Annotated in this window: 23 protein-coding genes; 16 read left to right on the top strand and 7 right to left on the bottom strand. The window is 58.2% G+C overall.

Translation table 11 applies throughout. The annotated features are described in order from the left end of the window. Positions 1-10: 10 nt before the first annotated feature. From ytfT to ACDO57_RS14180, 3 genes are all read left to right on the top strand, one after another. Positions 11-1,036 (top strand): galactofuranose ABC transporter, ATP-binding protein YtfT, encoded by a 1,026-nt coding sequence (gene ytfT, locus ACDO57_RS14170; RefSeq protein ID WP_024907286.1) that lies wholly within the window; start codon positions 11-13, stop codon positions 1,034-1,036. After that, on the top strand, positions 1,023-2,024 hold the full coding sequence (gene yjfF, locus ACDO57_RS14175) for a galactofuranose ABC transporter, permease protein YjfF (protein ID WP_023334296.1): 1,002 nt from the start codon (positions 1,023-1,025) through the stop codon (positions 2,022-2,024). Before ytfT ends, yjfF begins: the two co-directional genes overlap by 14 nt. A gap of 93 nt (positions 2,025-2,117) precedes the next feature. Next, a complete protein-coding gene (locus ACDO57_RS14180; protein WP_208763445.1) occupies positions 2,118-3,689 on the top strand; it encodes a methyl-accepting chemotaxis protein in 1,572 nt (523 codons plus the stop codon). Here the strand turns inward: ACDO57_RS14180 and ACDO57_RS14185 are convergent. Further along, entirely contained in the window at positions 3,661-4,017 is a 357-nt protein-coding gene (locus tag ACDO57_RS14185; RefSeq protein ID WP_024907284.1) for a LysR family transcriptional regulator, read from the bottom strand. The genes ACDO57_RS14180 and ACDO57_RS14185 overlap by 29 nt on opposite strands. 150 nt (positions 4,018-4,167) lie before the next feature. After that, positions 4,168-5,166 (bottom strand): class 1 fructose-bisphosphatase, encoded by a 999-nt coding sequence (gene fbp / locus ACDO57_RS14190; protein ID WP_024907283.1) that lies wholly within the window; start codon positions 5,164-5,166, stop codon positions 4,168-4,170. A 197-nt stretch (positions 5,167-5,363) separates the two neighbouring features. Between fbp and mpl the strand changes: the two genes are divergently transcribed. Next, positions 5,364-6,743, top strand: a complete 1,380-nt coding sequence (gene mpl, locus ACDO57_RS14195; RefSeq protein WP_157188524.1) for a UDP-N-acetylmuramate:L-alanyl-gamma-D-glutamyl-meso-diaminopimelate ligase — start codon at positions 5,364-5,366, stop codon at positions 6,741-6,743. A gap of 73 nt (positions 6,744-6,816) precedes the next feature. On the opposite strand, the gene yjgA is transcribed toward mpl, so the two are convergent. Continuing rightward, positions 6,817-7,368, bottom strand: a complete 552-nt coding sequence (gene yjgA, locus ACDO57_RS14200; protein ID WP_008501414.1) for a ribosome biogenesis factor YjgA — start codon at positions 7,366-7,368, stop codon at positions 6,817-6,819. A 95-nt stretch (positions 7,369-7,463) separates the two neighbouring features. Between yjgA and pmbA the strand changes: the two genes are divergently transcribed. Next, positions 7,464-8,816, top strand: coding sequence for a metalloprotease PmbA (pmbA, locus tag ACDO57_RS14205; RefSeq protein ID WP_061716069.1), 1,353 nt, complete (start codon positions 7,464-7,466; stop codon positions 8,814-8,816). A gap of 41 nt (positions 8,817-8,857) precedes the next feature. Continuing rightward, positions 8,858-9,244, top strand: coding sequence for a cytochrome b562 (gene cybC, locus ACDO57_RS14210; RefSeq protein WP_032651443.1), 387 nt, complete (start codon positions 8,858-8,860; stop codon positions 9,242-9,244). Between the two features lie 70 nt (positions 9,245-9,314). Here cybC and ACDO57_RS14215 read toward each other — a convergent pair whose 3' ends face one another. Beyond that, positions 9,315-9,470, bottom strand: a complete 156-nt coding sequence (locus ACDO57_RS14215; protein ID WP_032651446.1) for a Hok/Gef family protein — start codon at positions 9,468-9,470, stop codon at positions 9,315-9,317. A 416-nt stretch (positions 9,471-9,886) separates the two neighbouring features. Between ACDO57_RS14215 and ACDO57_RS14220 the strand changes: the two genes are divergently transcribed. From ACDO57_RS14220 to ACDO57_RS14265, 10 genes are read left to right on the top strand one after another with little or no spacing between them, the layout of a single operon-like run. Further along, on the top strand, positions 9,887-10,225 hold the full coding sequence (locus ACDO57_RS14220; protein ID WP_290094374.1) for a glycine dehydrogenase: 339 nt from the start codon (positions 9,887-9,889) through the stop codon (positions 10,223-10,225). A 10-nt stretch (positions 10,226-10,235) separates the two neighbouring features. Beyond that, on the top strand, positions 10,236-10,598 hold the full coding sequence (locus ACDO57_RS14225; protein ID WP_010427372.1) for an SFCGS family glycine-rich protein: 363 nt from the start codon (positions 10,236-10,238) through the stop codon (positions 10,596-10,598). Between the two features lie 2 nt (positions 10,599-10,600). Continuing rightward, positions 10,601-10,900 carry a DUF4312 family protein gene (locus ACDO57_RS14230; RefSeq protein ID WP_006810338.1) on the top strand — a complete coding sequence of 100 codons (300 nt, stop codon included), beginning with the start codon at positions 10,601-10,603 and terminating at the stop codon, positions 10,898-10,900. A 22-nt stretch (positions 10,901-10,922) separates the two neighbouring features. Beyond that, a complete protein-coding gene (locus tag ACDO57_RS14235) occupies positions 10,923-11,699 on the top strand; it encodes a DUF4311 domain-containing protein (protein WP_008501408.1) in 777 nt (258 codons plus the stop codon). A 13-nt stretch (positions 11,700-11,712) separates the two neighbouring features. Continuing rightward, complete coding sequence (locus ACDO57_RS14240; RefSeq protein WP_024907276.1) at positions 11,713-12,354, top strand: DUF4310 family protein; 642 nt, start codon at positions 11,713-11,715, stop codon at positions 12,352-12,354. Between the two features lie 42 nt (positions 12,355-12,396). Further along, positions 12,397-13,530, top strand: a complete 1,134-nt coding sequence (locus ACDO57_RS14245; RefSeq protein WP_370884155.1) for an amidohydrolase/deacetylase family metallohydrolase — start codon at positions 12,397-12,399, stop codon at positions 13,528-13,530. Next, on the top strand, positions 13,514-14,632 hold the full coding sequence (locus tag ACDO57_RS14250) for a DgaE family pyridoxal phosphate-dependent ammonia lyase (RefSeq protein ID WP_370884156.1): 1,119 nt from the start codon (positions 13,514-13,516) through the stop codon (positions 14,630-14,632). Before ACDO57_RS14245 ends, ACDO57_RS14250 begins: the two co-directional genes overlap by 17 nt. Continuing rightward, on the top strand, positions 14,629-15,369 hold the full coding sequence (locus ACDO57_RS14255) for a KDGP aldolase family protein (RefSeq protein ID WP_024907273.1): 741 nt from the start codon (positions 14,629-14,631) through the stop codon (positions 15,367-15,369). The genes ACDO57_RS14250 and ACDO57_RS14255 overlap by 4 nt, the downstream gene beginning before the upstream one ends. Before the next feature lie 25 nt (positions 15,370-15,394). After that, positions 15,395-16,531, top strand: a complete 1,137-nt coding sequence (locus ACDO57_RS14260) for a lactonase family protein (RefSeq protein ID WP_248165848.1) — start codon at positions 15,395-15,397, stop codon at positions 16,529-16,531. Positions 16,532-16,550: 19 nt separating this feature from the next. Then, positions 16,551-18,461, top strand: a complete 1,911-nt coding sequence (locus tag ACDO57_RS14265; RefSeq protein WP_048992991.1) for a PRD domain-containing protein — start codon at positions 16,551-16,553, stop codon at positions 18,459-18,461. A 32-nt stretch (positions 18,462-18,493) separates the two neighbouring features. Here ACDO57_RS14265 and nrdG read toward each other — a convergent pair whose 3' ends face one another. The 3 genes from nrdG to treC all read right to left on the bottom strand — a co-directional run bounded on the left by nrdG (position 18,494) and on the right by treC (position 23,256). Then, positions 18,494-18,958, bottom strand: coding sequence for an anaerobic ribonucleoside-triphosphate reductase-activating protein (nrdG, locus tag ACDO57_RS14270; protein WP_370884157.1), 465 nt, complete (start codon positions 18,956-18,958; stop codon positions 18,494-18,496). Positions 18,959-19,099: 141 nt separating this feature from the next. Then, positions 19,100-21,238, bottom strand: coding sequence for an anaerobic ribonucleoside-triphosphate reductase (gene nrdD / locus ACDO57_RS14275; protein WP_370884158.1), 2,139 nt, complete (start codon positions 21,236-21,238; stop codon positions 19,100-19,102). 374 nt (positions 21,239-21,612) lie between these two features. Continuing rightward, a complete protein-coding gene (treC, locus tag ACDO57_RS14280) occupies positions 21,613-23,256 on the bottom strand; it encodes an alpha,alpha-phosphotrehalase (RefSeq protein WP_370884159.1) in 1,644 nt (547 codons plus the stop codon). Positions 23,257-23,258: the final 2 nt, after the last annotated feature.

The following is a 23,258-nucleotide window of genomic DNA, read 5'->3' on the forward strand; positions in this document are numbered from 1 at the left end:
GGAGTGAATCGTGATGCCCCGTTCGCTTTCGCAAACCGGTGAGTCAAAGCGCCGCTTCAGCTGGCCAACCGGCACGCCGCAAATCGCGGCGCTGCTGGTGGTTCTGCTGGTGGATAGCCTGGTCGCGCCGCATTTCTTCCAGATCATCGTGCAGGATGGCCGCCTGTTTGGCAGCCCGATAGACATTTTAAACCGTGCCGCGCCCGTGGCGCTGCTGGCCATCGGGATGACGCTGGTCATCGCCACAGGCGGGATTGACCTCTCCGTCGGCGCGGTGATGGCTATCGCCGGGGCTACGGCCGCCTCCATGACCGTGGCCGGACATAGCCTGCCGGTGATCCTGCTGGCAGCCTTAGGCACCGGCGTGCTGGCAGGATTATGGAACGGTATTCTGGTGGCGGTACTGAAAATTCAGCCCTTCGTTGCCACGCTGATTTTAATGGTGGCCGGGCGCGGCGTCGCGCAGCTGATAACCTCCGGCCAGATTGTGACCTTCAACTCCCCGAGCCTGGCGTGGCTCGGTAGCGGCAACCTTCTGTTCTTCCCGACGCCGGTGATTATTGCCCTGGTCACGCTCGTTGTCTTCTGGCTCTTCACCCGCAAAACGGCGCTGGGCATGTTCATTGAGGCCGTCGGGATCAACATCCGCGCCGCGCGGAACGCCGGCGTCAACACCCGGCTGATGGTAATGCTGACCTACGTGCTGAGCGGCGTCTGCGCCGCCATCGCCGGGGTCATCGTCGCGGCGGATATTCGCGGGGCCGATGCCAACAACGCGGGACTCTGGCTGGAGCTGGACGCGATCCTCGCGGTGGTGATCGGCGGCGGGTCGCTGATGGGCGGGCGCTTTAACCTGCTGCTCTCGGTGATCGGCGCCCTGATCATTCAGGGCATGAACACCGGGATCCTGCTGTCGGGATTCCAGCCGGAGCTTAACCAGGTGGTGAAGGCGGTGGTCGTGCTCTGCGTGCTGATCGTCCAGTCGCCGCGCTTTGTCAGCATCATTAAGGGGATCCGTGGCCATGATAAAACGTAATTTACCGTTAATGATCACGCTGGGCGTGTTTGTGCTGGGGTACCTCTACTGTCTGACGCAGTTCCCCGGTTTTGCCTCGACGCGCGTGATTTGCAATATCCTGACCGATAACGCCTTTTTAGGCATTATCGCCGTCGGTATGACCTTTGTGATCCTCTCCGGCGGGATCGATCTCTCCGTTGGGTCGGTGATCGCGTTTACGGGCGTGTTCCTCGCGAAGGCAATCGGCTTCTGGGGCATCTCTCCGCTGGTGGCGTTTCCGCTGGTGCTGGCGATGGGCTGCGCGTTTGGCGCCTTTATGGGGCTACTGATCGACGCGCTGAAAATCCCGGCGTTTATCATTACCCTCGCGGGAATGTTCTTCCTCCGTGGGGTGAGCTATCTGGTGTCGGAAGAGTCGATTCCAATTAACCACCCCATCTACGACACGCTCTCCAGCCTGGCGTGGAAAATCCCCGGCGGCGGCCGTCTGAGCGCGATGGGGCTTCTGATGCTGGGCGTGGTGGTCATTGGCATCTTCCTCGCCCACCGCACCCGGTTTGGCAACCAGGTGTACGCCATTGGCGGCAACGCCACGTCGGCCAACCTGATGGGGATCTCCACCCGCAGCACCACCATCCGCATCTATATGCTTTCTACCGGGCTGGCGACGCTGGCGGGCATTGTCTTCTCGGTTTATACCCAGGCCGGTTACGCGCTGGCGGGCGTTGGCGTTGAGCTGGATGCGATTGCTTCTGTGGTTATCGGCGGCACGCTGCTCAGCGGCGGGGTGGGCACGGTGCTGGGGACGCTGTTCGGCGTGGCGATTCAGGGGCTGATACAAACCTATATCAACTTTGACGGCACGCTCAGCTCCTGGTGGACGAAGATCGCCATCGGCATTCTGCTGTTTATTTTTATTGCCCTGCAGCGGGGGCTGACGGTGCTCTGGGAGAACCGTCAAAGCTCGCCTGTTACCCGCGTAAACACATCGGTAACAGAGCGATAACATGCTGAATTTGCTTAAAGTCTAAACATTTTCCGGTAGCGGCCGATACTCTTTTTTTATGCCCAGAAATATCTCGCTACCGGAAATAATATCATGCTTAAAACGCTATCGATTCGTACCGGCTTGCTCTCTTTACTGGCCGTTATGACCCTTCTGCTGCTGATTGTCAGCGGCATTGGCATTTATGCCCTCACACAGAGTTCTTCTTCGCTGCAGCGTATTAATCACCTTCAGGGTGAGCAGATGGTGCAGCTTAATTCTGGCTATACGCTGATCCTGCGCGCGCGCAATGAAGCGGGTCAGGCCGTCCGCATGATGGAAATCGGCATGCTGGACGATGCGGCCAACGCGGTAAAAAACATCAATCAGGAAGTTGCCCTGGCCCAGAAAACGCTGAAAGGGGTAATCGACGGCGGCGTGGCTGACGAGCAGGGACAACAGCTGCTCGATAAAGTGGCGGCCAGCCTGGCGACGTATAGCCAGCAGGGGATCAATCCGATGCTGAAAACGCTGAATGACCAGAGCGCGGACGGGTATTACGATCTGCTCGAGAAGACGTTGATTCCGGTGGCGAAGCAGTTTGATAACGATATGCAGGCGTTTCAGAAATGGAGCGAAGCGCGGGGTCAGGCGGAAGTGAGCGCCGTGCAGTCGAGTAAAACCCGCGTCCTGATCCTGATTATCGTCGCAGCGCTGCTGACGGCGGGCATTATCGTGCTCGCCTGGCTGGTGCTGCGCCATATGCTGCTCAAGCCGCTCTCGGCCTCCATTGCTCAACTGGAGAATGTGGCGGCGGGGGATTTAACCCATACGCTGAATGCCCCCGCGAGCCAGGAGTTTAACCGCCTCAACGCGGTGATAGAGGAGATGCGCCAGTCGCTGATGAACTCGGTTCTGCGGGTACGTGATGCCAGCGCGCAAATTGACACCGGTAGCCGCGAGCTGACGCTGGGAAACCGCGATCTTGCCGAGCGTACGGAATCCACCGCCACGTCGCTGGAGCAGACGGCAGCCAGTATGGAACAGATCACCGCCACGGTGAAACTCAACGCCGATAACGCCGAGCAGGCGCACCAGCTGGCGAAATCGGTGTCTGACACGGCCGATCACGGCAGCGAGATGGTCTGCTACGTGATTGAAAAAATGCGCGATATCTCCGGCAGCTCGGCGCGCATCGCCGACATCCTGAGCGTGATCGACGGCATTGCCTTCCAGACCAATATCCTGGCGCTTAACGCCTCCGTGGAAGCGGCGCGCGCGGGCGAGCAGGGGCGCGGGTTTGCCGTCGTCGCAGGCGAGGTGCGAAATCTTGCCAGCCGCAGCGCCGATGCGGCGAAAGAGATCCGAACGCTAATCAGTGATTCGCAGACCCACGTTAACGAGGGGAGCGAGCTGGCCCAGCAGGCTGGCGAAACGATGGACGAGATCGCCACCGAAGTGCTGCGCATGACCAAACTGATGCGAGAGATTGCGACCGCGTCTCAGGAGCAGAGCCGGGGAATTGAGCAGGTGAATATTGCGGTGAACCAGATGGACGAAACCGCGCAGCAGAATGCGGCGCTGGTGCAGCAATCCTCCGCCGCGACCCGCTCCCTTGAGGAGCAGTCGCGTCAGCTGATGGAAGCCATGTCATCATTCAAAGTGACGACTCAGAACGCGGCATAATATTACCCAGCCCCGGTACGTTCTGTGCCGGGGTTTTATTCCTTCCGGAATTAAGCGCCCCGATATTATCGTGAATTTCGCCCATTAATATTTCCAGCGAGCTGGTTAAGGCTAACGCTTTTTCAGTCGGTTCAAGGTATAAACCTTTACGGAAAAATAACGGCTCATCAAAGAGTTGATTAAAGCGCTTTAATGCCAGACTCACCGCAGGACGGGACATCTCCAGACGCAAAGAGGCCTTTGCCATGCTGCCGCAGCGGACGATTTCAATAAATACAGGGATAAGATTTAAATCAATGCCGGTATTAGCACGGGAATAATTTTTCATTGCAATTCTGCTCCACGAAATATCTGTCAAACTGTTATGGAAATAATGCAGGAGCAGTGGTGAATATTAAAGCATGTTTTTTATAAACACTTATACGGTAAAATATATAAATGACAAGGGGAGCCGGACAGGCTCCCCTGAAGAGAGGGATTACGCGTCCGGGTACTCACGGATAAAACGTTCAACGTCTTCAACCATGTGGTTGTTGCCGACGAAGAATGAACGGCGCTGGTGAAGGCTTTCCGGCACGATGTCCAGAATACGCTCTTTACCGTCGCTCGCCTTGCCGCCCGCCTGTTCGGCAAGGAACGCCATCGGGTTGCATTCGTACAGCAGACGCAGTTTCCCGTCCGGGTGGCTGGCGGTGCTTGGGTAGAGGTAGATACCGCCTTTCAGCAGGTTACGGTGGAAATCCGCGACCAGAGAGCCAATATAGCGGGACGTGTACGGGCGCTGGGTCGCTTTATCTTCTTCCTGGCAGAATTTAATGTACTTCTTCACGCCGTTCGGGAATCGGATGTAGTTGCCTTCGTTGATGGAGTAGGTGTTGCCCTTCTGCGGGAAGCGCATGCGTTCCTGGCTCAGACAGAAAACGCCCAGGGAAGGATCGTACGTGAAGGCGTGAACCCCGCACCCGGTCGTATACACCAGCATGGTGGAGGAGCCATAAACGACGTAACCGGCAGCAACCTGATTAATGCCCGGCTGCAGGAAATCTTCTTCGGTCACCGGCGTGCCAACAGGCGTGACGCGGCGGTAGATGGAGAAAATGGTACCGACAGAAACGTTAACGTCGATGTTTGAGGAGCCGTCGAGCGGATCCATCAGAACAACGTATTTAGCGTGTTCACACCCTTCGAAAACAACAATTTCATCTTCTTCTTCAGAGGCGATACCCGCAACGATGTCGCGCGCGCGCAGTGCAGCTTTCAATTTTTCATTTGCGAACAGATCGAGCTTCTGTTGAACCTCGCCCTGAACGTTCTCGGCACCGCTGGCACCCAGGATATCGACCAGACCGGCCTTGTTGATATCACGGTGGATGATCTTAGCGCCCAGCTTTATTGCCGACAGCAAAGCAGTGAGTTCACCGGTAGCATGAGAGAACTCGTGCTGCTTTTCGACAATAAATTCACCTAACGTTTTCATAACACTTTCCCTGCATCTTTGTGAGTAGAGCGATTGTATGTTCACTAAAACGACTAAAGCCCAACAATCTTAACAAACATTCAAATATTAGCGCAGAGGTGAATCGCGCCAGCAACATACGGATTTACCTGAAATGCGTTTCACACCCGCTAACATGTGAGTAAAATGTGCGCCACATTGAAGAAGGATAGTGACGTATGCGCATTCATATATTGGGGATTTGTGGCACTTTCATGGGCGGACTGGCAATGCTGGCGCGCTCGCTGGGCCATGAAGTGACAGGTTCGGACGCCAATGTGTATCCGCCGATGAGCACGCTTCTGGAGAAACAGGGCATCGCTTTAATTCAGGGCTACGATGCCAGCCAGCTGGATCCCGAGCCGGATCTGGTGATCATTGGCAACGCCATGACCCGCGGCAATCCGTGCGTCGAGGCGGTACTGGAACGCAATATTCCGTTCATGTCCGGCCCGCAGTGGCTGCATGACTTCGTCCTGCGCGACCGCTGGGTGGTTGCCGTTGCTGGTACCCATGGCAAAACCACCACCGCCGGAATGGCGACCTGGATCCTCGAAGCCTGCGGCTACAAGCCGGGCTTCGTGATCGGCGGCGTACCGGGTAATTTCGACGTCTCTGCGCGTCTGGGCGACAGCCCGTTCTTTGTGATCGAAGCCGACGAGTATGACTGCGCGTTCTTCGACAAGCGTTCTAAGTTCGTGCATTACTGCCCGCGCACGCTGATCCTCAACAACCTTGAGTTCGATCACGCGGATATTTTTGACGATCTGAAAGCGATCCAGAAACAGTTCCACCACCTGGTGCGCATTGTTCCGGGTCAGGGGCGCATCATCCTGCCGGAGAACGACATCAACCTGAAGCAAACCCTGGCGATGGGCTGCTGGAGCGAGCAGGAGCTGGTGGGCGAGCAGGGCCACTGGCAGGCGAAAAAACTCAACGCTGATGCCTCCGAGTGGGAAGTGCTGCTCGACGGTGAAAAAGTGGGTGAGGTGAAGTGGGGCCTGGTGGGCGAGCACAACATGCACAACGGCCTGATGGCGATTGCAGCTGCGCGTCACGTGGGCGTGCTGCCTGCGGATGCAGCCAATGCGCTGGGCTCGTTTATCAATGCCCGCCGCCGTCTGGAGCTGCGCGGTGAAGCCCACGGCGTTACCGTGTATGACGATTTCGCGCACCATCCAACGGCCATTCTGGCGACGCTTGCTGCCCTGCGTGGCAAGGTCGGCGGTACCGCGCGCATTCTGGCGGTGCTGGAACCGCGCTCGAACACCATGAAGATGGGCATCTGCAAAGACGATCTCGCGCCGTCATTAGGACGTGCCGATGAAGTCTTCCTGCTGCAGCCGCAGCATATTCCGTGGCAGGTGGCGGAAGTCGCCGATGCCTGCATTCAGCCTGCGCACTGGAGCGCGGATGTGGATGCGCTCGCGGATATGGTGGTGAAAGCCGCTCAGCCTGGCGACCACATTCTGGTGATGAGCAACGGCGGTTTTGGTGGGATCCATCAGAAGCTGCTGGACGGCCTTACGAAGAAAGCGGAAGCGGCCGCCGACGCGTAAAAAAAAGCCCGGTGGCGCTTGCGCTTACCGGGCCTACGTTCTTTTCTCCCTCGCCTCTCTGGGGAGAGGGGGATTACTCTTCGTTCTCAGACAGCTCGCGCAGATACTGGAAAATCAGGCGCGCAGACTTCGGCGGTTTATTCCCTTCTTTCTCTTTCTTCGCGTTGCGGATCAAGGAACGCAGCTGCTGGCGGTCGGCATCCGGCCACAGGTTCAGCACTTCCGGTACGGCATCATCACCCTGTTCAATCAGGCGATCGCGGATCTGCTCCAGCTTGTGGAACAGCGCAACCTGCTGGTTGTGGCGGTTTTTCAGCTTGTCCAGCGCCTGGCGGATCGGATCGACGTCGCGCTGACGCAGCATTTTCCCGATAAGCTGAAGCTGGCGACGACGGCCTTCTTTTTTGATTTTCTGTGCCAGTTCAATGGCATCACGCAGATCCTGGTCGAGCGGGATCTTGTCCAGCGCGTTTTTACCCAGTTCTACCATTTCCGCGCCAAGCTGTTTTAACTCTTCGGCGTCACGTTTAATTTCACTTTTACTGACCCAGATGATCTCATCATCTTCGTCTTCGATGTCATCACCGGGAACGTCGTCGAGCCAGTCTTCGGGCTGCTTAGTCATGTCAGGCTCCTTAAAAAAAGAGGCTAATGTTACCAGTTAAGACGCGCACTGAAAAACGGTTCTCTGTTAGACTTCAGATAACTCTCTCTTACAGTATGGCATTTGCGATGAAAGTAACCTCACAAGTTGAAGCGCAGCGTAAGATTCTTGAAGAAGCCGTCTCCACCGCGCTGATGCTTGCTTCAGAAAAATCAGATGGCGCCGAAGTGGCGGTCAGCAAAACCACCGGCATCAGCGTGAGTACCCGCTATGGCGAAGTGGAGAATGTCGAATTCAACAGCGACGGCGCGCTGGGGATCACGGTGTATCACCAGAATCGCAAAGGCAGCGCGTCATCCACCGATCTCAGTCCGGATGCCATTGCCCGTACGGTGCAGGCGGCGCTGGATATCGCCCGTTATACCTCCCCGGATCCTTACGCAGGCGTGGCGGATAAAGAGCTGCTGGCGTTTGATGCGCCGGATCTCGATCTTTTCCACCCGGCGGAAGTGACCCCGGACGAAGCGATCGAACTGGCCGCGCGCGCCGAGCAGGCTTCCCTGCAGGCGGATAAACGCATCACCAATACCGAAGGCGGCAGCTTCAACAGCCACTACGGCATCAAAGTCTTCGGCAACAGCCACGGCATGCTGCAGGGCTACTGCTCCACCCGTCATTCGCTCTCCAGCTGCGTCATCGCCGAAGAGAATGGTGACATGGAGCGTGACTACGCCTACACCATTGGCCGCGCGCTGGGGGACTTGCAGTCTCCTGAGTGGGTGGGAAAAGAGTGTGCCGAACGCACGCTGTCTCGCCTGTCGCCGCGCAAACTCTCCACCATGAAGGCCCCGGTTATTTTTGCCAACGAAGTGGCGACCGGTCTGTTTGGTCATCTGGTGGGCGCTATCGCGGGCGGCTCGGTTTACCGTAAATCGACCTTCCTGCTCGATTCGCTGGGCAAGCAAATCCTGCCGGAATGGCTGACCATCGAAGAGCATCCGCACCTGCTGAAAGGGCTGGCCTCCACGCCGTTCGACAGCGAAGGCGTGCGTACCGAACGTCGTGACATCGTCAAAGACGGCGTGCTGACCCAGTGGCTGCTGACTAATTACTCCGCGCGCAAGCTGGGGCTTAAAAGCACCGGACACGCTGGCGGCATCCACAACTGGCGCATTGCCGGACAGGGCCTGAGCTTTGAGCAGATGCTGAAAGAGATGGGCACCGGCCTGGTCGTCACGGAACTGATGGGCCAGGGCGTAAGCGGCATCACCGGCGACTACTCGCGCGGCGCGGCGGGCTTCTGGGTGGAAAACGGCGAAATTCAGTATCCGGTAAGCGAGATTACGATTGCCGGCAACCTGAAGGACATGTGGCGCAATATCGTTACGGTCGGTAACGATATTGAAACACGTAGCAATATACAGTGTGGTTCTGTACTTCTGCCGGAAATGAAAATCGCCGGCCAGTAATACCCGTAAAGGCGTTTTAATAATAAAAAAGGAAGTGAGCAATGCGTAAACACCTGTTAGCGATCGTCGCGGCTTCAACGCTGGTTCTTGGCTCTTCTGCGTTTGCTGCCGATCTTGAAGACGACATGGGCATCCTCGGTCAAAACCTGAAGGTGGTGCAGAAAACGGACAATGCGGCTGAAATGAAAGACGCGCTGACCAAAATGCGTGAAGCGGCGCTGGACGCCCAAAAAGCGACCCCGCCTAAGCTGGAAAGCAAAGCCGCAGACAGTGCAGAGATGAAAGACTATCGCCACGGCTTTGACGTGCTGGTCGGCCAGATCGACGGCGCGCTGAAGCTGGCTAACGAAGGCAAAGTGAAGGAAGCCCAGGCGGCGGCCGAGCAGTTTGCGACCACGCGCAACACGTACCACCAAAAGTATCGTTAATTGGGTGCCTGAGCTGTACGTCCTTTGTCCGTATGCGGAGGCGCATGACGCGCCCCCGCATCCTTGCTCCCTACTGGCCGGAGCGACAATCCATCCTCGCTGTCACTGCAAAAGAATCGTTTCGAAAACTGATCTCGCACAGTGTTTTCCGCGTCACCAGCGTTAAGATGATTATTGTCAAAGCAATAATCATCAAAACTCCAATGCCTGGGTTTTGGCGTTTCATGGATGCCTCCTTGCTTTAAAGCGGGCGAGGTAGCGAACTCCACGGTGTGACGTGTCGTTTCGAGCCCCCGCCCTGATTTTCTATCAGGCGGGGCTTTCCACTTTCCGTCCCATGCCTGAGACGGTCAGTCTCAAGCACCCGTTGCCACTCTAGCGGATCCCCATAAGAAAACCTTATCCACGTCACATTTCTACGAGCCCGCTCGTAATCTTTTCCGCTTTGCTTGCCCCGTTTTGGCCGCGCAATAGCGTGATATTCATCACGTAAATGCATCGGTTTATCCAGATTCACCGCATTTATGTGGCACAGATCACTGCCGCGGCTCGCCTTTCCACTTCGAAGTGGAAAACAACTCGCTACAAACAATTCCCCCCCAACGTTAGTTTTATTCCAGAGCCATTAACGGGGTAAGACCAGTGATTAACGGAGCGGTAATGAACGACGTTGGGGAACAGGCGGAGCAAACAGAACAGCTCGCAAACACCATGCTGCAGCAGGTTTATGCCCTGCTGGCCCGGCACAACATCATCCCCAATGCGGTACAGGAGCAGATGCTCACCTCCCACGTGCGCGCCATGGCGCACCGGTCCGTGACCGGCGAGCCGCTGCCGGAGGTTGAAGCAGAGCTGTTTGACGAAATTTCACCGGATTCAATGCGGCTCGCCCGTGAAGTGGTCGCGCAGTTTGGCAACCTTCCTGATGAAGAAGCCTGGCTGCTCTCCGTTCACTTTGAAGTCGCGAAAGACAACCTTTAAGGAGCAACACATGGAACAGATTACAGTCGTGATTGGCGATCGCCTGGGCAAAGGTCAGAAAGTGGCTGCCGGTGTGGAAAAAGCGGGTGGACGCGCGGTGGTTGTGCCGGGCATGGCGGCGGACATGAAGCTGGGTGACATGATGAAGGCGGAAAACGCCACCTTCGGCATCTCCTTCTGCGGCAGCGGCGGCGCGGGTGCCATCACTGCCCAAACCAAATATGGCTACAAAGCCAAATACGGCATGCGTTCCGTGGAAGAGGGCGTGACCGCCATCAACGAAGGCTGCAACGTGCTGGGCTTCGGCTTTATGGATAAAGAAGAGCTGGGCGAGCGTCTGGTGCAGGCGTGGCAGAAAAAATACGGCGCATAAGCATGAAAGAACAGTTCACAACCACGGTGAGAGTGAAGGGAAAAGGCGACGCCAAAGCGCGCGCCTTTGCCGACGCGCTCAACCACGTTCAGGCCGCGGTGATGAAAGCTTCACCGCATATCTTACTGCGTATTGAGCCACAGGATGTGCAGGTCGTTCAGGCGCAAGAAGCGGTGCGTAAAGAAGCGTTTCTGTTCTTCTTTCTGCGCCGGGAAAGACGCACCTACAGCGTGGAGCTGGATGTGACCGTCAACGTGACCGCTATCAATCTTGACCAGGTGGATTTCGTCACGCAACGCTGATTATTCATAAAAGGGCAGACTGATGTTCTTAATTATATTAATAAAATCGCTCATCATTGGCGGCCTGGTTGGCGTCGGTGTCGGAGCCGGGGCTGCACGCATGTTTCATGCGCCTACCACACAGGGTATGGGCGCGTTTCGTACGTTGGGGGAACTGAACTCCTGTGAAGGGGATCCGGCGTCCCACTTCTCCTTTGGGTTAGGTTTCTTCTTTAACGCCTGGGCCTCTTCCGTGGCCGCAGGTGCCTTCACACAGGACGTTGACCACCGCATCATCCCGAACTGGGGTGCTGCTGCACTGATGATCAAAAACCGTAACGTCGGCGAAACGCTGCACGATCCGCGCAAAATGGCGATTGCCTGCGGCGTAATCGGCATGATCGTCGTGACCTTCCTGAACCTGACCGCCTCCTCCGTTCCGGCAGCGCTCCAGGTCACCGCCGTGAAGGTGCTGGTGCCTGCGGCTAACCTGCTGGTGAACACCGTGATGCCGGTGATCTTCTGGCTGGCAGCCATCGACGCGGGTAAAAAATCGGGCTTCTGGGCCACTATTTTCGGCGGCGCGGCGCAGCTGATTATGGGCAACGCCGTACCGGGCCTGGTGCTGGGGATCCTGATCGGTAAAGGCGTGGAAGAGAGCGGCTGGAACCACGTCACCAAAGTGATGATGGCGGCTATCGTCCTGCTCTTCGTGCTGAGCGGCTTCTTCCGCGGCTTCGACATGAAGATGATCGAATCCTTCCATCTGACCGTGCCGAACTGGCTCGACATGATCCACAACTCGCTCAGCGGTAAATAACAGGAGCCTCTAAATGGAACAGAATAAAGGTTTTTGGTATGCCGACTGGTCGTTCCCGATCTTTGTTGGCCTGCTCTCCTCCGGCGTCTTCGCCGGGACGCACATGTACTACCTCTACGGCATCGGCGCGTTTAACGAAGTGGCCTTCGTGGCGATGCTGAAGGCGGGCATCGATACCGGCGTTTACGGTGCGGTGGCGGCGTTCGGCGCGAGCTTCCTGTTCGCCCGTATTATCGAAGGGTCGCTGGTCGGTATTCTCGACATCGGCGGTGCGATCCAGACCGGCGTGGGCCTCGGGGTACCGGCGCTGCTGCTGGGCGCGGGCATCATGTTCCCGGTGACCAACTTCATTGCTTCGCTGATCACCGGCCTGGTGATTGGTCTGGCAATTGGCTACGTCATCATCCTGGCGCGTAAGTTCACCATCAACCAGAGCAACTCCACCTACGGCGCAGATGTGATGATGGGCGCGGGCAACGCCTCCGGCCGCTTCCTCGGGCCGTTGATTATCCTGAGCGCCATGACCGCCTCCATTCCTATCGGCGTCGGTTCCCTGCTGGGAGCGCTGGTGTTCTACATCTGGCAGAAGCCGATCACCGGTGGCGCCATTCTGGGTGCAATGCTGTTGGGCTGGCTGTTCCCGGTCGCCCTTTAATACCCGCGGGCGCTCCGGCGCCCGCCTTATCAGGAGATCCTCATGTTTGATTTACTCCTGCGCCGTGCGCGCTTTGCCGACGATACCCTGACCGATATCGCCATTCAGGACGGGAAGATCGCGGCGCTGGGCGACATTGACGCCCCCGCGCATAAAACGGTTGAGCTGAACGGCGACGTGTTCGTCAGCGCAGGCTGGATTGACTCCCACGTTCACTGCTACCCGAACTCCCCGATTTACCACGACGAGCCCGACAGCGTGGGCATTGCCACCGGCGTCACCACCGTGGTGGACGCGGGCAGTACCGGTGCCGACGACGTGGACGATTTCTATGACATCACCCGCAGGGCCTCCACCGAGGTGTTTGCCCTGCTGAACATCTCCCGCGTGGGGCTGATTGCCCAGAACGAGCTGGCCAATATGGCCAACATCGACACCGACGCGGTGAAGCAGGCGGTGAAGCGCCACCCTGATTTTATCGTCGGCCTGAAGGCGCGCATGAGCAGCAGCGTGGTCGGTGAAAACGGCATTACGCCGCTGGAGCGCGCCAAAGCCATTCAGAAAGAGAACGGCGACCTGCCGCTGATGGTGCACATCGGCAACAACCCGCCGAACCTCGACGAAATTGCCGAACTGCTGAGCTCGGGCGACATCATTACCCACTGCTATAACGGCAAACCCAACCGCATTCTGACGTCCTCCGGCGAGCTGCGCGCCTCCATCACCTCCGCCCTGAAGCGCGGCGTGCGTCTGGACGTCGGCCACGGTACGGCGAGCTTCAGCTTTGAGGTGGCGAAACGCGCCATCGCGATGGGCATTCTGCCGCACACCATCAGCTCGGATATCTACTGCCGCAACCGCATCAACGGCCCGGTGGGCTCGCTGGCGAGCGTGATGTCGAAGTTTCTCGCCATCGGCATGTCGCTGCCGCAGGTGATTGACTGCGTGACCGCGAACGCCGCCGACGGCCTGCGTCTGGCGCGCAAAGGCCGCATTCAGCCGGGTCTCGACGCCGACCTGACGCTGTTCACGATTAAACGTCAGCCGACGGTGCTGACGGATGCCGAAAACGACAGCCTGCAGGCTGAACACATTCTGGTGCCGCTTGCCGCGATCCGCGCGGGCAAGGGCTACATGACCGAACAAGGGAGCACGGAAAATGCCTTCGATTTATGAGAAGTACCGCTTAAAGCAGGTTATCAACACCTCTGGCCGCATGACGGCGCTGGGCGTCTCCACGCCGCGCCCGGAAGTGGTACAGGCGGCGATGGACGGCATGAATCACTATTTCGAGATGAAGGATCTGGTCAACAAAACCGGGGAATACATCGCGAAGCTGCTGGATGTGGAAGGGGCGACGGTCGTCTCCTGCGCGTCGGCGGGCATCGCCCAGTCCGTGGCGGCAGTGCTGGTGAAAGACAGCGACTGGCTGCTGGAAAACCTGCACGTGACCCCGATTGAGAACAACGAAATCGTCCTGCCGAAAGGCCACAACGTGAACTTTGGCGCGCCGGTGAGCACCATGGTGGCGCTGGGTGGCGGTAAGCTGGTGGAGGCGGGCTACGCCAACGAATGCTCTGCCGATCAGCTGGCGGCGGCGATCACCCCGCGCACGGCGGCGATCCTCTATATCAAATCGCACCACTGCGTGCAGAAAAGCATGCTCAGCGTCGAGCAGGCGGCAGTCGTCGCACGTAAACACGATCTCCCGCTGATCGTCGATGCCGCGGCGGAAGAAGATCTGCACGTGTACTACCGCTCGGGCGCGGATCTGGTGATCTACAGCGGCGCGAAGGCGATCGAAGGGCCAACCAGCGGGCTGGTGATCGGCAAAACCCAGTACGTAGAGTGGGTAAAACGCCAGACGGCGGGCATTGGCCGTGCCATGAAGGTGGGCAAAGAGGGCATTCTTGGCCTGACCTGTGCCATCGAACACTACCTGACGGCGACCAAAGAGAGCGGTGCGGAAATGGTGGCGAAAATGACGCCGTTTATCGAGGCGCTCAACACTCTGAACGGTGTGACCGCGCGCGTGGTCTGGGACAGCGCCGGACGCGACATCGCCCGCACCGAGATTAAGTTCGACGAAGCCGCAACGGGCGTCGGCACGGGTGACCTGGTGGCGAAGCTCAAGCAGGGCGAATACGCCATTTACTTCCGTGGCTACAAGGCCAACGAAGGGATTATCGAGGCGGACGTGCGCAGCGTGAATGCTGAGCAGCTGAACATCGTGTACCGCCGCATTAGCGAAGTATTAGGACAGGAGAAAAAAGCATGAAACTGACCCCCAACTTTTACCGTGACCGCGTCTGTCTGAACGTGCTGGCAGGCTCCAAAGCCAACGCCAGCGCCATTTACGAGGCGGCGGAAGGTCACGTGCTGGTGGGCGTGCTCTCCAAAAATTACCCGGACGTGGCGAGTGCCGTCGCCGATATGCGCGAATACGCCGCCCTGATTGATAACGCGCTCTCCGTTGGCCTGGGCGCGGGCGACCCGAACCAGTCGGCAATGGTGAGTGAAATCTCCCGCCAGGTGCAGCCGCAGCATGTTAACCAGGTCTTTACCGGCGTGGCTACCAGCCGCGCGCTGCTGGGGCAGAATGAATCCGTGGTTAACGGTCTGGTCTCTCCGACTGGCACCGTCGGCATGGTCAAAATCTCCACCGGACCGCTGAGCAGCGCGGCGCCGGACGGCATCGTGCCGGTTGAAACCGCGATTGCGCTGCTGAAAGATTTCGGCGGCAGCTCCATCAAATACTTCCCGATGGGTGGCCTCAAGTGCCGTGACGAGTACAAGGCGGTGGCGGAAGCCTGCGCCCGTCACGACTTCTGGCTGGAGCCAACCGGAGGTATCGATCTGGAAAACTATGAGGAGATCCTGCAGATCGCCCTCGACGCGGGCGTGAGCAAAATCATCCCGCATATCTACAGCTCAATTATCGACAAAGCCAGCGGCGATACGCGTCCGGAAGATGTGCGTACCCTGCTGGCGATGACGAAGAAGCTGGTGAAGTAGAACTCACACATATACAGGAGCCACCATGCACACCCGTACCCTGCTTGTCGCTTCACTTTCTTTACTGACCACTGCCGCGATCGCCCAGACGCAATACGCCTGGGTGGGCACCTACAACCCCAACGGCGAAGGGCTGTACCGCTTTACCGTTGACCCGCAAACCGGCGCGCTGGCGAATAAAACGCTGGTGAGCAAACTGCCGAATGCGGCGCAGTTGACCCTTTCACAGGACGGCAAAACGCTGTATCTGGCAAGCGAAGTGGAGCAGGGCGTGGTGCAGGCGCTGCGCGTCGGCGATAACGGTGAGCTGAGCGAGCTCAATCAGGTGGCCTCCGGCGGCGCGGGGCCGGTTTACCTGTCGCTGACCCCGAACGGTCGCCATCTGCTGGTGGCCAACTACGTCAGCGGGTCGATTGCCGTTTTGCCGATCAAGGCAGACGGCAGCCTGGGTGAAGCCACGGACACACATCAGGACAAGGGCGAACCGGGCGCGGCGAAGCCCGAAGCCGCTGCGGAGGGCAGCTTTGCCATCAGCGATCATAATGGCCCCCACGCGCATATGATCGCCGCCGATCCAAGCGGAAAATACGTATTTTCCACCGATCTGGGGCTGGATCGCCTCTACCAGTACCGTTTTGACGATCGAACCGGGAAGCTGACGCCGAACGATCCACCGTTTATCAGCGCCTCCTCGAAAGGCGCCGGGCCGCGCCACTTTGTCTTTACGCCAAAAGGCGATGCCCTGTGGCTGATTAACGAAGAGGCGTCTACGCTCACCCATTATACCGTGAGCGCCAACGGCACCTTGAAAGAGGGCAAAACGCTTTCAGCCCTGCCGGAAGGCTACAAAGGCACCAGCTTTGCTGCCGGGCTGGCATTAAGCGCTGATGGCAAACAGCTGTATGTGGCTAACCGTTTGCATAACAGCATCGGGCACTTTACCGTAACAGCGGAGGGTACGCTGACGCATCAGGACGATGTGTGGACGCGTGGTGATTATCCCCGCACCCTGACGCTCGATAAACAGGGGCGCTGGCTGTACGTCATGAACCAGCGGAGCGACAACATTACCCGTTTCCGCGTCGGTCAGGACGGCAAGCTAAGCTTTGAGCCAGACTATACCCCGGTCGGCAGCCCATCCCAGATGGTCATTTCACCTTAAGCCGTAAGAGGACAAACCCGTGCGATTTCCGAACCAACGTTTAGCGCAACTTTTCGATCTGTTGCAAAACGAGACGCTGCCGCAGGACGAGCTGGCGCAGCGGCTGTCGGTCTCCACGCGAACCGTCCGTGCGGACATCACCGCCCTGAACGCGCTGCTGGCCAGCCACGGCGCGCAGTTCATCCTGAGCCGTGGCAACGGCTACCAGCTCAAAATTGAGGATGCCGGGCGCTATCAGCAGCTTCAGGCATCCCACCCGCGCGCGCTGCGTATCCCACGGACCGGGCCGGAGCGCGTGCATTATCTGGTGGTGCGTTTTCTCACCTCGGCGTTTTCTCTTAAGCTGGAGGATCTGGCGGACGAGTGGTTCGTCAGCCGCGCCACGCTGCAAAGCGACATGGCGGAGGTGCGCGAGTGGTTTCATCGTTACAACCTGACGCTGGAAACCCGTCCGCGCCACGGCATGAAGCTGTTTGGCAGCGAGATGTCGACCCGCGCGTGCCTGACCGATCTGCTCTGGGAACTGGCACAGCAGGACAGCCTGAACCCGCTGGTGACCGACGTGGCGCTCAATGCGGGCGTGGCGGAGCAGATGGTGCCGGTGCTGCACGACGCCTTGACGCGTCACCACATTCGCCTGACCGATGAAGGCGAGCTGTTCCTGCGCCTGTACTGCGCGGTGTCGGTACGTCGCATCAGCGAAGGTTACCCGCTGCCGGAATTCCATGCCGAAGACGTGGAAGAGAACGTGCGCGAGGCGGCGAAGGATATCGCGGTGACCATCCAGCAGCTGGCGGGCAAAACGCTTTCGCCGTCGGAGGAGAGCTGGCTGTGCGTGCACATTGCGGCGCGGCAGATCCAGGAGATCGCGCCCAGCGCGATTAATGCCGATGACGATGAAGCGCTGGTCAACTACATCCTGCGCTACATCAACACTCACTATAACTACAACCTGCTTAGCGACGCGCAGCTGCACGCGGATCTGCTGACGCATATTAAAACCATGATTACCCGCGTGCGGTATCAAATCATGATCCCCAATCCGCTGCTGGATAACATCAAGCAGCACTACCCGATGGCGTGGGACATGACCCTCGCGGCGGTGTCGAGCTGGGGCAAATACACGCCGTATGTGATCAGCGAAAACGAGATTGGTTTCCTGGTGCTGCATATTGGCGTCGGGCTGGAGCGTCACTACAACATTGGCTACCAGCGTCAGCCGCGCGTGCTGCTGGTATGCGACGCCGGTAATGCCATGGTCCGCATGATTGAGGCGGTGCTGCAGCGTAAATACCCGCAGATTGAGGTCACGCGCACGCTCACCCTGCGCGAGTACGAGCTGGCGGAAACGATTGGCGAAGACTTTGTGATCGCCACCGCCCGCGTCAGCGAAAAGTCAAAACCGGTAGTGACGATCGCCCCGTTCCCGACCGACTATCAGCTGGAGCAGATTGGCAAACTGGTGCTGGTGGACCGCACCCGTCCGTGGATGCTGGATAAATACTTCGACGCGGCCCATTTCCGCATTATCGACAAGCCGATCGATCAGCAGACGCTGTTCCGCGAGCTGTGTGAACAGCTTGAGGCAGAAGGCTTTGTTGGCGCGGAGTTCCTGGATTCCGTCGTCGAGCGTGAAGCCATCGTCAGCACCATGCTCGGTGACGGTATTGCGCTCCCGCACTCCCTCGGCCTGCTGGCGCAGAAAACGGTGGTCTATACCGTGCTCGCCCCGCACGGCGTTCAGTGGGGCGACGAAACCGCGCACGTCATCTTCCTGCTCGCCATCAGCAAAAGCGAGTACGAAGAGGCGATGGCGATTTACGATATCTTCGTCACCTTCCTGCGCGAGCGGGCGATGTCACGTCTCTGTAGCTGCGAGGATTTTGCCGGATTTAAGGCGGTGGCGATGGAGAGTTTGAGTCGTTTTTGAGATAAGGGCGGATGGATAACATCCGCCTTTGATCAACGCAAATGATGCACAACCTGGTTGCTGCTGCCGCGCCAGATAAGCGCCGGGTCTTTTAAATCCTGCATGAACTTGCCGTCGACCAGCACGTTAATCAGATCCACGACTTCCATTTGCTGCGCGTTCAGCTCATCCAGCCTGTAGCCTGTCCAGACCCAGATATCTTTTCCCGAGCACTCGCGGCGAATGCGCTTCACCAGCTTCAAAATATCCGGCACGTTTTGCGGATGCAGCGGATCGCCGCCGGAGAGCGAAATTCCCTGGCGGTGAACGCGCGTGTCGTTCAGGTCGCTGATGATTTTATCTTCCATCTCCGCGGTGAACGGCTTGCCGGAATTCAGGCGCCAGGTGCTTTTGTTGTAGCAGCCGGGGCATTCGTGGACGCAGCCAGAGACGAACAGGGTGCAGCGGGTGCCGGGGCCGTTGACGATGTCGACGGGGTAGTACTGGTGATAGTTCATAGCGTTAACCTGATGCCCTCACCCCGGCCCTCTCCCACAGGGAGAGGGAGAAAACCGGAGTCAGGATTAGCAATGTGCTCGATCGGTTCCCTCTCCCTTGAGGGAGAGGGGTAGGGTGAGGGGGAGTACCCTGCGCAGAACTTACCCGATCTGCCCATTCCCCAGATGCTTCACGCGGCGCTTCACCTCTTCCTGCTTGCCCGCGTTAAACGGACGCGCGTCCGGGCTGCCGAGGTAGCCGCACACGCGACGGGTCACGGAGACGCGGGCCGCGTCGTGGTTGCCGCATTTCGGGCAGGTAAAGCCTTTACTCGTACACTCGAACTCACCGGTAAAGCCACACTCGTAGCACTCGTCGATAGGCGTGTTGGTCCCGTAATACGGCACGTGCTGGTAGCTGTAATCCCACACGTCTTCCAGCGCCTTCAGGTTGTGCTGAATGTTCGGGTACTCGCCGTAGCAGATGAACCCGCCGCTGGCGATCGGCGGATAGCCCGCTTCGAAGTCGATCTTGTCGTACGGGTTTACCTTCTTCTCCACGTCGAGGTGGAAGCTGTTGGTGTAGTACCCTTTGTCGGTCACGCCTTCCACAATCCCGAACTCGGCGGTGTCCAGACGGCAGAAGCGGTCGCACAGGTTCTCGCTTGGGGTGCTGTACAGACTGAACCCGTAGCCGGTTTCCTCTTTCCACTGGTCTACCGCGTCGCGCAGGCGCTGAACGATGGCGATGCCTTTTTCGCGCAGGGCCAAGCTGTCGTACATGTGCGTGTCGCCAAACAGCGCGTTGATGGTTTCGTGAATGCCGATATAGCCCAGCGAAATCGACGCGCGGCCGTTTTTGAAGATCTCCGACACGTCATCGTCCGCTTTCAGGCGCACGCCGCAGGCTCCTTCCATATAGAGGATCGGCGCGACGCGGGCTTTGACTCCTTCCAGACGGGCGATACGGGTCATCAGCGCCTTACGCGCCAGCTGCAGGCGCTCGTCCAGCAGCGCCCAGAAGGCGTCTTCGTTGCCTTTCGCCTCCAGCGCGATGCGCGGCAGGTTCAGGCTGATGACGCCCAGGTTGTTACGCCCGTCGTGGATCTGCTCGCCGTTTTCATCTTCGTACACGCCGAGGAAGCTGCGGCAGCCCATTGGCGTTTTAAACGAACCGGTGACTTTGACGACCTGATCGTAGTTCAGAATGTCCGGGTACATGCGCTTGCTCGCGCACTCCAGCGCCAGCTGTTTGATATCGTAGTTTGGATCGCCAAACTTGTGGTTCAGGCCGTCGCGAATCGCGAACACCAGTTTCGGGAACACCGCCGTTTTGCGGTTCTTACCGAGGCCGGAAATACGGTTGCGCAGGATCGACTGCTGGATCAGGCGCGATTCCCAGCTGGTGCCCAGCCCAAAGCCGAAGGTCACAAACGGCGTCTGGCCGTTGGCGGTGTGCAGCGTGTTCACCTCATATTCCAGCGACTGGAAGGCGTCGTAGCACTCTTTCTCGGTGCGGGAATGGGCGTAGCCGTCAGCGTCCGGGATCTGCCACTCTTCAGCCGTTTTACGATGCTTGTTGAAGCTCGCCGTGACGAACGGAGCCAGCACTTCGTCAATGCGGTTAATGGTGGTCCCGCCGTAAATATGGCTGGCGACCTGGGCGATAATCTGCGCGGTGACGGCGGTGGCCGTGGAGATCGACTTAGGCGGTTCAATCTCGGCGTTACCCATTTTAAAACCGTGGGTCAGCATGCCTTTCAGGTCGATCAGCATGCAGTTGAACATCGGGAAGAATGGCGAGTAGTCGAGATCGTGGTAGTGAATTTCGCCGCGCTCGTGCGCAGACACCACGTCGCGCGGCAGCAGATGCTGACGGGCATAGTGTTTGGCGACGATACCGGCCAGCAGATCGCGCTGGGTCGGGATCACTTTACTGTCTTTATTGGCGTTTTCATTGAGCAGCGCAGAGTTGGTCTGCTCGACCAGGCCACGGATCTCCTGGTTCAGACGGCCGCGTTTCTCGCGCTGAACGTCACGATCGTGGCGGTACTCAATGTAGGCGCGCGCCAGCTGCTTGTAAGGTCCTGCCATCAGCTGGTTCTCAACCGCGGTCTGGATTTCGTTGATATCGACCTGGCTGCGTTCATTCATCTGGCTGCTAACGACTTCTGCGACGGTGGCGCAGTAATCTGCGTCATCGACTCCCGCTGCTTTAGCTGCACGCAGAATGGCTTCCTGGATGCGCTCTGATTTAAACGGCACTTTACAGCCATCACGTTTCATCACATGCGGTGTCATGATCACTCCATTTTTGAAAACAGGTTATCCACAGAGGTGGAGAAGTATTCACCGGACGCATTTCCCGCCAGGCCAAAGACTTCCCGCGTTCCCGGCTCGTGTTATCCACAATTCCGGCCAGCGTAAGCGCCGTCTTGTTGTTGGAATAGTAGACGATAAATACAAGATATTGGGTCGGCGTGCATTTTAAGTGCTACATATAGTGATTTGCATCAAACATGTTTGCGATTTATTTGATTCAGAACAAAGTAAAAAGGCGAGAGTACAAACGGCGGGCGCTACAGCATTTGTAAAGGCGAGCGAGAAAAATCTGATTAATTATTCAACAAAAACAGTAAAGTAAGCCGGGTGCAGGGCTGCACCCGGCAGGACGGTTACTGTTGCAACCACCAGACGGCTTCAAACGGACGCAGCGACGTCGTTGGTGGTGTCGGGTAGTTACTCATCAGCACCTGCAACTTACCGCTGAGAAGGTCTGTCTGCCATTCCTGAGGCGTATTGCTCAGGTTTGCCGCAACAATCAGGGTCTGTCCCTGCCACTGGCGACGGTAGCACCACAGAGAAGGGTGTTCCGGCAGGAGATCTTCATAATCTCCCCACGTCAGCACCGGCAGGGTTTTGCGCAGGCTAATCAGCGACTGATAGGTATAGAAGACGGAATCCGCATCGTCCAGCGCCGCGCGGGCGTTCACGGTTTCGTAGTTGTCGCAGACGCCAATCCACGGTTCGCCCTCGCTAAAGCCCGCATTGTGCGACGCGTCCCACTGCATTGGGGTTCGCCCGTTATCCCGGGACTTACTCGCCAGAATCGCCAGTAATTCATCCGGATCGCGGCCGTTGGCGCGCAGTTCGGCGAACATGTTCAGGCTTTCCACGTCGCGGTAATCGGTGATGCGGTTGAAGTGCGGGTTCGTCATCCCCAGCTCTTCACCCTGGTAAATATACGGCGTGCCCTGCATGCCGTGCAGCACCATCCCGAGCATCTTTGCGGCGTGAACGCGGTATTCTCCTTCGTCACCGAAGCGCGACACGATGCGCGGCTGGTCGTGGTTACACCAGAACAGCGCGTTCCAGGCTTTGTTATGCATCCCCTGCTGCCAGTGGCGGAAGAGGGTTTTCAGCGCCACGAAGTCCGGCTTCGCCTTCGTCCACTTTTCGCCGCCGGGATAGTCCACCTTCAGGTGGTGGAAGTTAAAGGTCATCGACAGCTCGCGGCCATCGAGAGAAGCATACTGCTGGCAGTTCTCCAGCGAAGTTGAGGACATCTCGCCTACCGTCATCAGGTTGCGCGGGGTAAAGACGTCGCGGCTCATCTCCTGCAGATATTCATGGATGCGCGGCCCGTCAGTGTAGAAGCGGCGACCGTCGCCCGCCTCGTCATTCGGGAAATCCTGGTCTTTTGAAATCAGGTTAATCACGTCGAGGCGCAAGCCGTCGACGCCGCGGTCGGCCCAGAACGCGCACACCTTTTTCAGCTCGGCGCGCACCGCCGGATTTTCCCAGTTGAGGTCCGCCTGCTCCGGCGCGAACAGGTGCAGGTAATACTGCTCGCTCTCCGCGTGCCAGCGCCAGGCGTTGCCGCCAAACTTGGAGCGCCAGTTGTTGGGCAACTGCTCAGGCGTGCCGTCGCGCCAGATGTAGAACTGGCGGTACGGGCTCGCTTTGTTCAGCGATTCCCGGAACCAGGGGTGCTGGGTTGAGGTGTGGTTGAACACCATATCCAGCACGATGCGAATGCCGCGCTGGTGCGCCTCGGCGACCAGCTCGTCAAAATCATCCAGCGTGCCGTACGCCGGGTCGATGGCGGTGTAATTCGCCACGTCGTAGCCGTTATCCACCTGCGGGGAGATATAAAACGGCGTCAGCCAGATGGCGTCGATGCCGAGGGTTTTCAGGTAGTCCAGACGCTGCGTCACGCCGCGTAAATCGCCGGTGCCGCTGCCGGTGGTGTCCTGGAAACTCTTGGGGTAAATCTGGTAGATAACGCCGTTTTGCCACCAGTGAGGAAGGGTATTCATAG

It is taken from the genome of Enterobacter cloacae complex sp. 2015409 (assembly GCF_041365315.1).
GTDB lineage: Bacteria > Pseudomonadota > Gammaproteobacteria > Enterobacterales > Enterobacteriaceae > Enterobacter > Enterobacter pseudoroggenkampii.